Annotated in this window: 10 protein-coding genes, 1 pseudogene and 1 riboswitch; of the genes and pseudogenes, 8 read left to right on the top strand and 3 right to left on the bottom strand. The window is 49.3% G+C overall.

What is annotated here, in order from left to right:
• Positions 1-14 precede the first annotated feature (14 nt).
• Both NSS95_RS08830 and NSS95_RS08825 read right to left on the bottom strand, forming a co-directional pair.
• Entirely contained in the window at positions 15-806 is a 792-nt protein-coding gene (locus NSS95_RS08830) for a YqhG family protein (protein ID WP_014098030.1), read from the bottom strand.
• The gene (locus NSS95_RS08825; RefSeq protein ID WP_035184590.1) at positions 775-2478 is read right to left on the bottom strand and encodes a DEAD/DEAH box helicase; all 1704 of its coding nucleotides are present in this window, start codon (positions 2476-2478) and stop codon (positions 775-777) included. Before NSS95_RS08825 ends, NSS95_RS08830 begins: the two co-directional genes overlap by 32 nt.
• A 218-nt stretch (positions 2479-2696) precedes the next feature.
• Positions 2697-2787: riboswitch (glycine riboswitch) on the top strand.
• A gap of 168 nt (positions 2788-2955) precedes the next feature.
• On the opposite strand from NSS95_RS08825, the gene gcvT reads away from it, so the two are divergent.
• From gcvT to gcvPB, 3 genes are read left to right on the top strand one after another with little or no spacing between them, the layout of a single operon-like run.
• Complete coding sequence (gcvT, locus tag NSS95_RS08820) at positions 2956-4077, top strand: glycine cleavage system aminomethyltransferase GcvT (RefSeq protein ID WP_017550532.1); 1122 nt, start codon at positions 2956-2958, stop codon at positions 4075-4077.
• The gene (gene gcvPA, locus NSS95_RS08815; protein ID WP_026104522.1) at positions 4074-5426 is read left to right on the top strand and encodes an aminomethyl-transferring glycine dehydrogenase subunit GcvPA; all 1353 of its coding nucleotides are present in this window, start codon (positions 4074-4076) and stop codon (positions 5424-5426) included. Before gcvT ends, gcvPA begins: the two co-directional genes overlap by 4 nt.
• Positions 5416-6876: an aminomethyl-transferring glycine dehydrogenase subunit GcvPB gene (gene gcvPB, locus NSS95_RS08810; RefSeq protein ID WP_014098034.1), complete on the top strand. Its 1461-nt coding sequence runs from the start codon at positions 5416-5418 to the stop codon at positions 6874-6876. The genes gcvPA and gcvPB overlap by 11 nt, the downstream gene beginning before the upstream one ends.
• 34 nt (positions 6877-6910) lie before the next feature.
• On the opposite strand, the gene NSS95_RS08805 is transcribed toward gcvPB, so the two are convergent.
• Entirely contained in the window at positions 6911-7297 is a 387-nt protein-coding gene (locus tag NSS95_RS08805) for a rhodanese-like domain-containing protein (RefSeq protein WP_014098035.1), read from the bottom strand.
• 246 nt (positions 7298-7543) lie between these two features.
• Between NSS95_RS08805 and NSS95_RS08800 the strand changes: the two genes are divergently transcribed.
• From NSS95_RS08800 to NSS95_RS08780, 5 genes and pseudogenes are all read left to right on the top strand, one after another.
• The gene (locus tag NSS95_RS08800) at positions 7544-8380 is read left to right on the top strand and encodes a lipoate--protein ligase family protein (RefSeq protein WP_017550530.1); all 837 of its coding nucleotides are present in this window, start codon (positions 7544-7546) and stop codon (positions 8378-8380) included.
• A 346-nt stretch (positions 8381-8726) separates the two neighbouring features.
• On the top strand, positions 8727-11285 hold the full coding sequence (locus NSS95_RS08795; RefSeq protein ID WP_046720743.1) for a vitamin B12-dependent ribonucleotide reductase: 2559 nt from the start codon (positions 8727-8729) through the stop codon (positions 11283-11285).
• 216 nt (positions 11286-11501) lie between these two features.
• Positions 11502-12005 (top strand): annotated as a pseudogene (locus NSS95_RS08790) (NAD(P)/FAD-dependent oxidoreductase); the annotation flags it as partial.
• A complete protein-coding gene (locus NSS95_RS08785) occupies positions 11935-12243 on the top strand; it encodes an enoyl-CoA hydratase-related protein (protein ID WP_081092974.1) in 309 nt (102 codons plus the stop codon). The pseudogene NSS95_RS08790 and the gene NSS95_RS08785, both read left to right, overlap by 71 nt.
• A 19-nt stretch (positions 12244-12262) precedes the next feature.
• Positions 12263-13780 carry an aldehyde dehydrogenase family protein gene (locus tag NSS95_RS08780; RefSeq protein ID WP_035184602.1) on the top strand — a complete coding sequence of 506 codons (1518 nt, stop codon included), beginning with the start codon at positions 12263-12265 and terminating at the stop codon, positions 13778-13780.
• Positions 13781-13802 lie beyond the last annotated feature (22 nt).

The following is a 13802-nucleotide window of genomic DNA, read 5'->3' as shown; positions in this document are numbered from 1 at the left end:
TGCGGGCTGCCTGCTTATATAAACGCATCTTTTAAATAAAAGAGGCCACCGTTTAGGACATGAACGGTAATTTTCGGCTCATACTGTTCCTTTAGCGCCTGTTTTTCAATTTCATACGATTCCGGGCACTCTTCCATATCTTCGTAAAAATGGTCCAACAGCGCGAGATCCTGGTGCCACCGTTTTACCGCTTCTTCCGCCCAATGATGCGGCTCTTTCGCCAGGCCCTGCCGGATATAATGTTCAATCCTTTTGACGGCGCTTTTTAGCATGATGATCGGCGTCAGGGTAAAACAATAATCCGGAATTTTCGGCGCCAGCGTCCGCTGCTCCAACAAGTCCTGAAAATTTTCAGCCATTGTGCCGTGGATCAAATTCAACCCGATCGAACGGAACACATCTTTTTTTAAATCACAGCGGTACGAAATTTTAACATTCATCCCAAGCCAAGGGTAAAGCGGCACCTGTTTCTGCCCGGGATGGACGTCTTCAAACAGGCGGATATAGCGGGAAAACTGCTTTGCCGTCTCGAAAATCTGGTTCAGGCGGGGGCTTCCAAAATGGACCGGCTCTCCTTTCACCGTATCCGGTGCTTTTTCCCGGTCCGTAATGAACGTGACGGTCATCGGATTCGGGATGCCGCCTGTTTTTTCAAGATAGGACCAGTAAAACGGCCGGTTCATTAACGCTTTATCGAGTTCAATGGTTAATTGCACCGTCATCCAGCCGGGGCGGTTTTCAACCAATACAGCGCCGTTTGCTTCAAAAAAGCGTTCAAGATATTGATGTATTTCTTCCTGCAGCATCCGCATGCCCCTCCTCTTTCCGTATCGCTTCCGCAAATTCGATCATTTGGGTGAGATTTTCCATTTTGATGTTCATTTCGCCTTCTGATTGCGAGTTTTGGAAGACATCCAGCAGATGGTCTTCCAGTTTTCCGAATTCGAGCCGGGTCAGAATTTCATCGAGTTCCCCGATCACCCGCTCAAACAAATGGATTTTTTCGTACAACAGTTTCAGAATATGTTCTTCAACCGTATTTTTGGTCGCAAAGTTGTAAATATGCACGTCCTTTTCCTGGCCGAGGCGGTGGACGCGCCCGATCCTTTGCTCGAGCCGCATCGGGTTCCACGGCAGGTCAAAATTGATCATATGGTGGCAAAATTGCAGGTTGATCCCTTCACCGCCCGCTTCTGTCGCAATGAGCACCTGGGCGTGGTTTTCAAACAGCTTCCGCATCCAGTCTTTTTTGCCGCGCTTAAAGCCGCCGCGGAACGGGACGGATGAAATGCCGTGTTGTTTTAAAAACCATTGCAGGTAAAGCTGTGTTGCCCGGTATTCCGTAAAAATAATCACTTTATCATCAATGTTTTGGATCAGCTCGAGCGCTTTTTCCGCTTTTGAATTGGTTTTTACCGCTTCAATTTTCTGGATCAGCGCAGCAACGGTTTCTTCTAAAACGGGCGAGGGCTGCTCCGTTTTTTTCAGCAGGTTTTTTAAGGTTACAAAAACGGCTTCCCGGCTCGAACACGCCTCGCGCTGCAGCGTCAACAGCGAAAAGCCGGCGCGGCTGTACGATTCGCTGCCTTGCCGGATCGTTTGCAGCGCGTCATACAGTTCGCGCTCTTCTTTACTGAAGTCAATCAGCACCGTTTCAACGCGCCGTTTTGTCCATTCCACCCCGGTGTTTGTGCGCCGGTTCCGGATCATCACTTTGCTGACCAGCTCCCGCAAATGTTCGTCTTCCTTCACCTGCCTGTCCCCTTTTTTATATTTTTTGCTGAAATTCGATTCGCTGCCTAAATGGCCTGGCTTTAAAAGGGAGACAAGGTGGAAGATTTCATCGATCCGGTTTTGAATCGGTGTTGCCGTCAAAAGCAGGCAGAATTTCTTCTTTAAGCCTTGAACAAAGGCGTAATTTTTTGTATTCGGATTTTTTAACTTATGCGCCTCGTCAATAATAATCATGTCATACTGCTGCTTGTAAATGATGTCACGGTGCGGGCTTCTTTTTGCGGTGTCAATGGAAGAGACAACACAGTCATACTGCTCCCACATATAACTTTTCTTTTGCCCGACAGCGGGGATATGGAATTTGCTGTTCAGTTCCGCGACCCATTGCGATACGAGCGACGCCGGAACTAAAATGAGCACTTTTTTTGCTAGCCCGCGAATCATATATTCTTTTAAAATAAGGCCGGCTTCAATCGTTTTTCCAAGCCCGACTTCATCCGCCAAAATGGCTTTGCCGTTCATTTTTTCAACGACCTGGCGGGCAACCTCCAGCTGGTGCGCAAGCGGTTTGACATTGGCCAGATGCTTTGGCGCCTGCAATCCTTCAAATTCAGGAATGACCAGCCGTTTTTCCATTTCCACTGCAAGCTTATAAAGTTCCCATTTTCCCCACGGCCCGTCGTCCTGATAGCGTTCCATCAATCCCGTTTCCCATGAGCGGTCAAATTCAATGTTGACTTCCATGCTGCCTGCACTCCTTTTCCAATCGTCCCCGATCATCGTTTTCGATTTCTTACAGCCGCTTTTTATTTTAAAAAATTCAATTGATTTTCAGAATGGTGTCATGATACGATGAAACTGATCAAGAGTTTTTACAGGTTATACAGGGAAAAATCGTATCGAACAGCCTGCATCAGGCATTTTAACTTTAGTATGCCCGATTTTGAACTGAATATTGGCGGATGAGAATAAGAGGAGAGACTGCATTTTTTGCAGCGCCGACGGAGCAAGCGGAAACGTGAATCTCTCAGGCAAAAAGACTCTTAATTTGACGCATCTCTGGAGAGCGCTTCTTTTCGGGAAGCCACCAAAGGGGAAAACCGTTTTTCGGTAAACTTTCAGGTGCAAGGACAGGGAATATTTCGTGAAGCAGGCGGAATATTCCCTGTTTTTTTGCCCCCGGATCCACGTCCGGATAAAAAACAAAATGGAGGGGTACGAATGCCGGAATTAAAACGGACGCCATTATATGATGTATACCGGAAATACGGCGCAAAAACGACCGATTTCGGCGGCTGGGAACTGCCGGTGCAATTTTCGGGCATTAAAGCCGAACACGAAGCCGTCCGTACGCGGGCAGGCCTGTTTGATGTTTCGCATATGGGCGAAATCCTGGTGGAGGGGCCTCAAAGCCTTGGCTTTCTTCAAAAAATGATGACGAACGATGTGTCCAAATTGAAGCCGGGTGCTGCCCAATATACCGCCATGTGCAATGAAGCCGGCGGCACAGTCGATGATTTGCTGGTTTACCAATTGGGCGAAAACCGGTATTGGCTCGTGGTGAATGCCGCCAATACGGAAAAAGATTACAAGTGGCTTGTTTCACACCGGACGGAGGATGTTTCCATAACGGACATCAGCGCATCGGTTGCCCAGCTCGCGCTCCAGGGGCCGCTTGCTACGGAAGTGATGCAGAAACTTGCGCCAGAAGCGGATGTTTTTGCCATTCCAACGTTTTCATTTATTGAAAACGCAAAGGCTGCCGGTTGTAAAGTATTGCTTTCGAGAACCGGTTACACGGGTGAAGACGGCTTTGAAATTTACTGCCGCAGTGAAGATGCACTGAAGCTATGGGATGAGATATTGGCGAAGGGCCGGGAAAAAGGCGTTTTGCCGTGCGGGCTCGGAGCAAGGGATACGCTCCGCTTTGAAGCCGGGCTCTGTCTTTACGGCCAGGAGCTAACGGAAGACATTTCTCCGCTTGAAGCCGGCATCGGTTTTGCTGTAAAGCTTAAGAAAGAAGCGGATTTTATCGGGAAGCAGGCGCTCCTTGCACAGAAAGCAGAAGGTCTGAAACGGCGCCTTGCCGGTATCGAAATGATCGGCCGTGGCATTCCGCGCCACGGATACAGCGTTTATGCAGGGGATGAGCGGATTGGCACGGTGACAACCGGGACACAGTCGCCGACTTTAAAGAAAAATATCGGCCTTGCCCTTTTGCGTATACCGTGGGACGCACCCGGCACCGAAGTAGAAGTGGACGTCCGTTCCAAAAAGATTAAAGCTGTCGTTGTCCAAACACCGTTCTATAAAAAGCCAAAAAACGGGGGAGGGGAAAAGTGATGCATCGCTACCTGCCAATGACGGAAGAAGATAAGCGTGAGATGCTGGATGCGATCGGAGTCCGAAGCGTCGGGGAACTGTTTTCCGATATTCCCGAAAAAGTGCGGTTTAAAGGGGATTACCGGATCAAAAAAGCAAAATCGGAAACGGCGCTGTTAAAAGAACTGTCAGAACTTGCCGGAAAAAATGCCAATTTAAAAGAATATGCCTCTTTTTTGGGGGCGGGGGTTTACGACCACTATATTCCAACGGTCGTGGACCATGTGATCTCAAGATCCGAATTTTATACGGCCTATACACCTTACCAGCCGGAAATCTCGCAAGGGGAACTGCAGGCTATCTTTGAATTCCAGACGATGATATGCGAGCTGACCGGCATGGATGTGGCCAATTCCTCGATGTATGACGGCGGCACGTCCATGGCTGAAGCGGCCATGCTTGCGGCCGGGCAGACGAAGAGGAAGAAAATATTGATTTCAAAAGCTGTCCATCCGGAGTACCGGGCCGTTTTACATACTTATGCCAAGGGAAAAGGCATCACCGTGGAAGAAATACCGCTCGCAGACGGCTGCACCGATCTGGAAGCAGCTAAAAAACAAATAGACGGCGGGACAGCTGCTGTCATCGTCCAGTACCCGAACTTTTTCGGTTCGCTTGAACGGTTAAAAGAAATCGGCGAACTGGCCCATGCCGAAAAAGCTTTGTTTGTTGTATCCGCCAATCTGCTTGCCCTTGGGGTGCTTGCGCCGCCGGGGGATTTCGGCGCCGATATTACAACCGGCGATTGCCAGGTTTTCGGCATTCCAACTGCATTCGGCGGCCCGCATTGCGGCTACTTCGCTACAACGTCAAAACTAATGCGGAAAATGCCGGGCCGGCTCGTCGGCGAAACGGTCGACGAGAACGGGAAAAGGGGGTATGTGCTTACGCTCCAGGCGCGCGAACAGCATATCCGCCGCAATAAAGCGACGTCCAATATTTGCTCTAACCAGGCGCTCAATGCCCTTGCCGCATCGGTGGCCATGAGCGCCCTCGGCAAAAAAGGCGTAAAAGAAATGGCACTGGCCAATATGGCAAAAGCACAGTACGCAAAAAAGAAATTGGCGGAAAAAGGGTTTGAAATTCCGTTTTCGTCTCCTTTTTTCAATGAGTTTCCCGTGAAATTGCCAAAAAGTGTTCAAGAAGTAAATGAACATTTATTGCAGAAAAAAATCATCGGCGGTTATGATGTGAGCAAGGATTACCCGGAATTTGCCGGTTGCATGCTCATTGCCGTGACGGAATTGCGGTCAAAAGAAGAAATTGACCAATTGGCTGAAGAAATGGGGGTCGTGTGTGATGGCGAATGAAGGAATGCCGCTCATTTTTGAACGGTCCAAATCGGGCCGGATCGCGTACAGCTTGCCGGAAATGGACGTGCCGGAAGTGGACGCTTTTGACATTTTTCCGCCTGAATACGTCCGCAAACAGGATGCGGAACTGCCGGAAGTGTCGGAACTGGATTTAATGCGGCACTACACAAAGCTGTCAGAAAACAACCACGGCGTCGATTCCGGCTTTTACCCGCTCGGATCCTGCACGATGAAATACAATCCGAAAATCAATGAAACGGTTGCGCGCTTTCCGGGATTTGCCCATATCCACCCGCTTCAAGATGAAAGCACCGTCCAGGGGGCGCTCGGGCTGATGTATGACTTGCAGGAACATTTAAAAGAGATTACCGGCATGGATGAGGTGACCTTGCAGCCTGCTGCCGGCGCCCACGGGGAATGGACCGGGCTGATGCTGATCCGTGCTTTCCATGAAGCAAACGGGGATACAAAGCGGACAAAAGTGATCATTCCCGACTCCGCCCACGGCACCAACCCGGCTTCCGCGTCCGTTGCCGGCTTCGAAACGGTCACTGTGAAGTCGAATGAAGAAGGGCTTGTCGATCTCGACGACTTAAGAAAAATTGCCGGGGAAGATACCGCGGCGCTCATGCTTACCAATCCGAATACGCTCGGGCTGTTTGAAGCGCATATCCTTGAAATGGCGGAGATCATCCATGACGCGGGCGGCAAACTGTATTATGACGGTGCCAACTTGAATGCCGTGCTTGCGAAGGCGCGCCCGGGCGATATGGGATTCGATGTTGTCCACCTGAATCTTCATAAAACGTTCACAGGCCCCCACGGCGGCGGTGGCCCGGGTTCGGGTCCGGTCGGCGTCAAAAAAGAGCTGATCCCGTTTTTGCCGGTGCCGGTTGTTGCGAAAAAAGGCGACCGCTATGTGCTGGATGAAGACCGGCCGCAATCGATCGGCAGGGTAAAGCCGTTTTACGGCAATTTCGGCATCAATGTCCGGGCCTATACGTATATCCGTTCAATGGGGCCGGATGGCTTGCGGGAAGTGACCGAGAATGCGGTGATCAATGCCAATTATATGATGAGGAAACTGGCGCCGTATTACGACCTGCCGTATGACCGCCATTGTAAACATGAATTTGTGTTAAGCGGCAGGCGCCAGAAAAAACTCGGGGTGCGGACGTTTGATATTGCCAAGCGGCTGCTTGATTTCGGCTTCCATCCGCCAACTGTGTATTTCCCGCTCAATGTGGAAGAGTGCATGATGATTGAGCCGACGGAAACAGAGTCGAAGGAAACGCTGGATGCCTTTATTGACGCGATGATCCAAATCGCAAAAGAAGCGGAGGAAAATCCGGAAATCGTCCAGGAAGCCCCGCATACAACCATTGTCAAACGCCTGGATGAAACGCGGGCGGCACGAAAACCGGTTTTGCGTTATGTGAAAAAATAAAAAGAAAAATGCCGCAGCATTGCCGCGGCATTTTTTATTTCCCTGATTTGATTTTGCCTGTCCAGTTTTTAAAGCCGCCTTTCAACTGGTAAAGGTCGCGGCAGCCGTTTTTATAAAGCATTTCAGCGGCGCGCCCGGTGCGCGTCCCGTTCTGGCAATATAAATAAACCGGTTTATCGGTCCGGATCTCTTTTAATCTCATTTTCAGCTGAGACAGCGGAATATTGCGTGCGCCTAAAATATGTCCGTTTGCAAATTCATTCGGTTCGCGCACATCAATGAGCTGCGCTTTGCGGTAACCCGCCTTGAATTCTTCTTCCGTCAAGCTTTTCAGGATTTTTTTCTGCCGGTAGTATCTGGCGAGAGTATATGCTACTACCGCAACAATAACAATGATGAGTGTGTACCACGATTGTGACATCTTTCGTGCCCCCTTTCTTACCTGATGCGCTATCTACTATTATATTCGTGTTGCGCTTCTGAATCAAAATCTTTTTTTAAGAAACATGTCACCGCTATTTTTTCAGTTTTTTCCGTCTGAAAAGCCCGTAACCGTTCTGTTTTAAGCACCAGCGGAAAAATCGGCACAAACTTGAGCGGGGCTTTGCCGTTTTTCGTCGTTTTTTGGTAAACTGGTAAAGTGATATTTTAAAGAAGAGGGGTACATATGGGAAAAGAAACCTGGTTGTTTGTAGATTCAGGCCACTGTCCGCCGTTTTTTAACATGGCGCTGGATGAGGCCCTGCTTGACTGGCACAGCAAAGGGGAGATCCCGCCAGCCATCCGCTTTTACGGCTGGGATCCGGCCACCCTTTCAATCGGGTATTTCCAGCGGGCAAAACAGGAAATCGATCTCGAAGCGGTAAAACGATACGGGCTCGGTTTTGTCCGGCGACCGACAGGGGGAAGGGCTGTTTTGCACGAGCACGAGCTGACCTACAGCGTGATCGTGTCGGAAGCGCATCCGGATATGCCGAAAACGGTCACGGAAGCCTACCGTGTCATTTCAGAGGGGCTTGTCAGGGGATTTCGTGCGCTCGGCCTGGAGGCGTATTTTGCAGTGCCGCGAACGGAAGCAGAACGGGAGGCACTAAGGTCTCCGCATTCTTCGGTTTGTTTTGATACGCCGAGCTGGTACGAACTGGTCGTGGAAGGGCGAAAAGTCGCCGGCAGCGCACAGACGCGGCAGAAAGGCGTCATTTTGCAGCACGGCTCGATTTTGCTCGATATGGATGAGGACAAGCTGTTCAGCCTGTTTAAATATCCGAATGACAGAGTGAGAGAAAGGATGCAGCGGAGTTTTAAGAAAAAGGCGGTTGCAATCAATGAGCTGCGCAACGTTCCCGTCACATACGAGGAGGCAAAAGAGGCTTTCCATAAGGGGTTTGAAGAAGGGCTCGGCATCCGGCTGGAACCGTACACGCTGACGCCGGCGCAACAGGCGTATGTCGAAGAACTGGCAGACAGAAGGTACCGGTCGGATGAATGGAATTTTAAGAGATAAATGAACATTTGTTTTTTTTAGCGGCCAGAGGTATGATTTTTCGCTTTTTCCTTTAGTGCCGCGCTTTTTATGGCTGCTTTTTTGATGCAAGCGGCAAATTTTTTCGTTATGCCCGGGTTTGCCTGCTTTTTCGGGGGATTTCTCAGATTTTCGGCATGGTTTATTCTTTTTTTCATTTGACAAAAAGAAAGAGGTTTGACCTAAACACAATATATGGTATATAAAAACAAAATGTCAATACAATATCTAGTATTTTTGCTTGCAATTTTTCCCTGCGGTGTGCTATTTTAAAGGAGGCAGAACCACCAGAGAATTTGCATGGAGAAATAGAGAAGGAGTTGTCGTTATGTCTGTTGCTTCGACAGAAAAATTATGGAATGTGGAGAAGCTGAACGAAGATATCCGCTTATTTCCGCAGGTCCATCCGATTACACCGGATATGAACATTACGTACAAAGGCGTTTCAAGGCTTGTCATGATTGACAGATACGCGTTTAAAGACACGGAAAAAGTCACATTGGGCAAGGGCGATTTTGTTGTCCTCACGATTAAAGAAGACCCGAAATTTCCGGCCAGGGGGCTCGGCGTCATTAAAGGGATCGACTGGGAAAAAAATGAAGCGGAAGTCTTAATTGAAGAAGATTACCGCCAGGCGCTGGAACACCCGGATGAAAGAGAAACGGGGGTCATCAAAAGGTCGCTTGATATCATTGAAAAGCCTCTTGAAGTCTACTACGAACAAATCGCAAAACGGAATGCAACCGGCTTAGCGGCAGTGGAAAAAACAGAAGAGAAACGGAAAGAATGGTTTGAGAAGTTTTACAATGAACTGGTAAACTTAAACTTTATCCCGGCAGGCCGCGTCCTCTACGGCGCCGGCTCGGAAACGGAAGTGACTTATTTTAATTGTTATGTGATGCCGTTTGTACCGGATTCAAGGGAAGGCATTTCCGAACACCGTAAACAGGTGATGGAAATTATGAGCCGCGGCGGCGGAGTTGGGACAAACGGTTCGACGCTGCGCCCGCGCAATACGCTGGCTAGAGGGGTCAACGGCAAATCAAGCGGCTCTGTCTCATGGCTCGATGACATCGCCAAACTTACGCACCTGGTCGAACAGGGCGGCAGTCGCAGGGGAGCGCAAATGATCATGCTGGCTGTCTGGCACCCGGACATTGTCGAATTTATCATTTCGAAAATGCAGAATCCGCGGATTTTGCGTTTCCTGATCGAAAATACGAACGATGAATGGATCCGCAAGCTTGCCCACGATAAATTGAAATTCACGCCGCTCTCTGAAATGGAAAGGCAAATGTACCATGGGATTGTGAACTACAAACATATTCCGGGCCAAGGCGGCTTTACGGAAGAAGTCATGAAAGAGGCGGAAGAAAAACTGGAAACAGGCGGCCATTACACCGTTCATAATCCGGAATTTTTAACCGGCGCCAATATTTCCGTCTGCCTCACAAAAGAATTTATGGAAGCAGTTGAGCAAGACGCAGAATTCGAGCTGAAATTTCCGGATGTGGAAAATTACAGCGAAGAAGAAATGCGCATATACAATGAAGAATGGCATAAGATCGGCGATGTGCGCGAATGGGAAAAACTTGGCCGCAAAGTGCGCGTCTATCGCAAAATCAAAGCAAAAGAACTTTGGAATTTGATTAACATCTGCGCGACTTACTCGGCGGAACCGGGCGTCTTCTTTATCGACAACGCCAACGACATGACAAACGCAAAAGCATACGGCCAGAAAGTCGTCGCAACAAACCCTTGCGGAGAGCAACCCCTTGCGCCCTATTCCGTCTGCAACCTGGCAGCAGTCAATCTTGCAAAAATGGTCGACAAAGAAACGAAAGAAGTGCGCTGGGACCAATTGAAACAAACCGTCCATACCGGCGTCCGCATGCAGGACAATGTCATTGACGCGACCCCGTACTTCCTGAAAGAAAACAAAAAACAGGCGCTCGGGGAACGGCGTGTCGGCCTTGGCGTTATGGGCTTAGCCGACCTTCTCATTTATATGGAAAAAGAATACGGATCTGAAGAAGGCAATAAACTTGTCGACAAAGTGTTTGAAACGATCGCGACCGAAGCATACCGCGCATCCATTGAGATCGCAAAAGAAAAGGGGAGTTTCCCGTTTTTAACGGGTGAAACCGAAGAAGAGACAAACCGCCTGCGCCATGCATTCACGGAAACCGGCTATATGAAAAACATGCCGGAAGACATCCGCAAGGCGATTTTAACACACGGCATCCGGAACTCCCATTTGCTAACCGTTGCACCAACCGGATCCACCGGCACCATGGTTGGCGTTTCCACTGGGCTGGAACCGTATTTTTCCTTTTCCTATTTCCGCAGCGGTCGCCTCGGCAAATTTATCGAGGTCAATGCGGATATCGTCCAGGAGTATCTGGATAAGCACCCGGAAACGGACAAAGACCATCTGCCAAACTGGTTTGTAACCGCGATGGATCTTGCACCGGAAGCCCATGCCGATGTCCAATGCGTTATCCAGCGCTGGGTGGACAGCTCGATTTCGAAAACGGTCAACGCCCCGCGCGGCTACACGGTTGAACAGGTGGAAAAAGTGTACGAACGCCTGTATAAGGGCGGCGCGAAAGGCGGAACCGTTTATGTGGACGGGAGCCGGGATTCGCAAGTCCTGACATTGAAAGCAGAAGAACCACAGGAAGAAAAACAGGAAAAAGCGGAAGTGAAACACGCGAAACAGCATGTCGTCCTGGTTGATACCATCCCGGATATCCGGTCAACAAACGTCACATACGGCAACGAAATCGGCGATACCTGCCCGATCTGTCGGAAAGGGAAAGTTAAAGAGATCGGCGGCTGCAATACATGCGATAACTGCGGCGCACAATTAAAATGCGGCTTGTAAACGGAATAATGGAGAAAAAAACGGAGCAAAGTGATGCTCCGTTTTTTTTTTCGCTTATAAAACACCGGTTAAAAGAATCATCAGAAAAATGGTTAAAAAATTTTAATTCGAATATTGACAGCAAAAATGTCCGATGCTACTATTTATATATCAAAAACAATATATAACGTGTTAAAAACGTTATATAAATTAAAATGATAAAAAGGAGGGCGGTTGATGGACGAAACCGTTTATGATGTGACAATTATCGGCGGCGGGCCTGTTGGTTTATTTGCGGCTTTTTACGGCGGCTTGCGGCAAATGAGAGTTAAAATCATTGAAAGCATGCCGCAACTTGGCGGGCAGCTTGCCGCGCTTTACCCCGAAAAATACATTTATGATGTAGCCGGCATGCCAAAAGTGAAAGCGCAATCATTGGCCGACCGGTTAATCGAACAAGCCATGCAATTTCATCCAACGATTGTGCTGAACGAAACGGTGCAGGATGTGAAGAAAACCGGCCGCGGCACCTTTCGCATCGAAACAGGATCAGGCCTCCATTTTTCAAAAACGGTCTTGATCACAGCCGGTATCGGGGCATGCCAGCCGCGCCGGATTGAACACGAACAGGCATTGCAATACGAAAACAAAAACCTCCATTATTTTGTGAATGATATGCGCAAATTTAAGGGAGAAAATCAGTGCACCAGAAGCGATGGCGTCCGGGCTATTAACGAAAGTGGTTCCAGCCTGCCACCTGGAACAGGAAACGCAGCATTTTGCTGAAAGGCTTGCTGCGATGCCGACAAAAGCAATCGGCCTCGTGAAGCGGTATATGCAAAAAAGCTTTGAAAGCACATTGGATGAAATGCTCGAAAATGAAGCATACGCCCAGCGGATTGCAGGGCAAACAGCCGACCACAAGGAAGGGGTCCGGGCATTTTTTGAAAAAAGAAAACCGGAATACAAAGGCAATTAAACAGAAAGGATGAACATGCATGCCGATAACAAAAGAAGTAGCAGTATTTCCTGCTGAAATGAAACGGAGCGCGTATAAAATGGTCATCAACGGAGAACCGGTGGATGCTGCCGGCGGCGAAACGTTTCACGTCTATAATCCTGCAACCGGCGAAGCAATCGCCACGGTGCCGAAAGCGGATTACGCGGATGTCGACCGGGCCGTTGAGGCGGCGCGCCATGCTTTTGAACACGGAAAATGGAGGCGCTATCCGGTTGGAAAACGGGCGCGCGTCCTGAACAAAATTGCCTCCATTATGCGCAGCCGTTTTGATGCGCTTGTTGAAATGGAAATATTAAATACCGGAAAGACGATTGAAACGGCTAAGGGGCAAGTGATGCAGGCCATTGAAGATTTCGAGTTTTTCGCGGGGGCAATTGTCGGGCATCGCGGCGCTGTGAACCATGTTCCCGGCCAGTTCTTTAACTATACCCAAAAAGAACCGGTTGGGGTCGCTGCCCAGATCATTCCATGGAATTACCCGCTCATGATGGCTGCATGGAAAATTGCCCCGGCGATCGCAGCAGGATGTTCTGTTGTGGTAAAGCCGGCAAGCCTTACGCCGATTACAGCCATTTTACTAGCTGAAATCTGCCATGAGGCCGGTGTTCCGGCAGGCGTTGTGAACGTGATTACCGGGCCGGGGGCGAAAATCGGGTCTTATTTGGCGAAGCATGAAGGGGTCGATAAAATCGCCTTTACCGGAGAAACTTCCACCGGAAAAGAGATCATGGCAAACGCCTCGGAAACATTGAAAAGAGTCACGCTGGAACTTGGCGGAAAATCTCCGAATCTCGTATTTCAGGATGCGGATCTCGATGCCGCCGTCAATGGTGCCCTGTACGGCATCTTCTATAATACCGGGCAATCGTGCGAAGCGAGATCCCGTATTTTCCTGCAGGAAGACATTTACGATGCGTTTATGGAAAAATTTGTGGCCAAAACGAAAAAACTGGTGCTCGGTGATCCGTTTTCACCTGCCTCGCATATCGGGGCGATCATCAGCAAAGAGCAGCTGGAAACCATCCACCGCTATGTCGAAGAAGCAAAGCAGGCCGGCGCAACCATCGTGACAGGCGGAAAACCGGCTAAAGTGGAAGGGTTTGAAAATGGTTACTGGTATGAACCGACCATTATCACAAACGTCACCAATGACAGCAAAATTGCCCAGGAAGAAATTTTTGGGCCGGTCGTGGTGGTGATGCCTTTTAAAGAGGAGAAGGAAGCCGTAAAACTTGCAAATGCGACGAAGTACGGCCTGGCTTCAAGCATTTGGGCAAAGGACCAGGGCCTAATTAAGCGGGTCACAGACGGCATCCAGGCAGGCATTGTCATGGTCAACAGCCCGTTCTCCGCATTCCCGGGGACACCGTTCGGCGGATATAAACAATCCGGCTTCGGGCGCGAATTAAGCTTCGAATGCCTCGATTTATACAGTGAAACCAAGAGTGTACTCACTTATGCAGGGGCAAAACCTTTAAACCCGTTTCAGTTATAAGCTTCCGGTCGAATAAAGGCAC

This window comes from Weizmannia sp. FSL K6-3076, from assembly GCF_038007245.1.
Classification (GTDB): Bacteria; Bacillota; Bacilli; order Bacillales; family Bacillaceae_C; genus Weizmannia; species Weizmannia faecalis.
The sequence above is the reverse complement of the archived record's forward strand: the minus strand, read 5'-3'. Positions and strand labels throughout refer to the sequence as shown.

What these genes read in the sequence shown, in the direction of transcription:
- gcvPB (WP_014098034.1), top strand. Translation starts at nt 5,416, where the DNA reads ATGGCGAATGAAGGAATGCCGCTCATTTTTGAACGGTCCAAATCGGGC.
- gcvT (WP_017550532.1), top strand. Translation starts at nt 2,956, where the DNA reads ATGCCGGAATTAAAACGGACGCCATTATATGATGTATACCGGAAATAC.
- NSS95_RS08830 (WP_014098030.1), bottom strand. Translation starts at nt 806, where the DNA reads ATGCTGCAGGAAGAAATACATCAATATCTTGAACGCTTTTTTGAAGCA.
- NSS95_RS08800 (WP_017550530.1), top strand. Translation starts at nt 7,544, where the DNA reads ATGGGAAAAGAAACCTGGTTGTTTGTAGATTCAGGCCACTGTCCGCCG.
- NSS95_RS08785 (WP_081092974.1), top strand. Translation starts at nt 11,935, where the DNA reads ATGATATGCGCAAATTTAAGGGAGAAAATCAGTGCACCAGAAGCGATG.
- NSS95_RS08805 (WP_014098035.1), bottom strand. Translation starts at nt 7,297, where the DNA reads ATGTCACAATCGTGGTACACACTCATCATTGTTATTGTTGCGGTAGTA.
- NSS95_RS08795 (WP_046720743.1), top strand. Translation starts at nt 8,727, where the DNA reads ATGTCTGTTGCTTCGACAGAAAAATTATGGAATGTGGAGAAGCTGAAC.
- NSS95_RS08780 (WP_035184602.1), top strand. Translation starts at nt 12,263, where the DNA reads ATGCCGATAACAAAAGAAGTAGCAGTATTTCCTGCTGAAATGAAACGG.
- NSS95_RS08825 (WP_035184590.1), bottom strand. Translation starts at nt 2,478, where the DNA reads ATGGAAGTCAACATTGAATTTGACCGCTCATGGGAAACGGGATTGATG.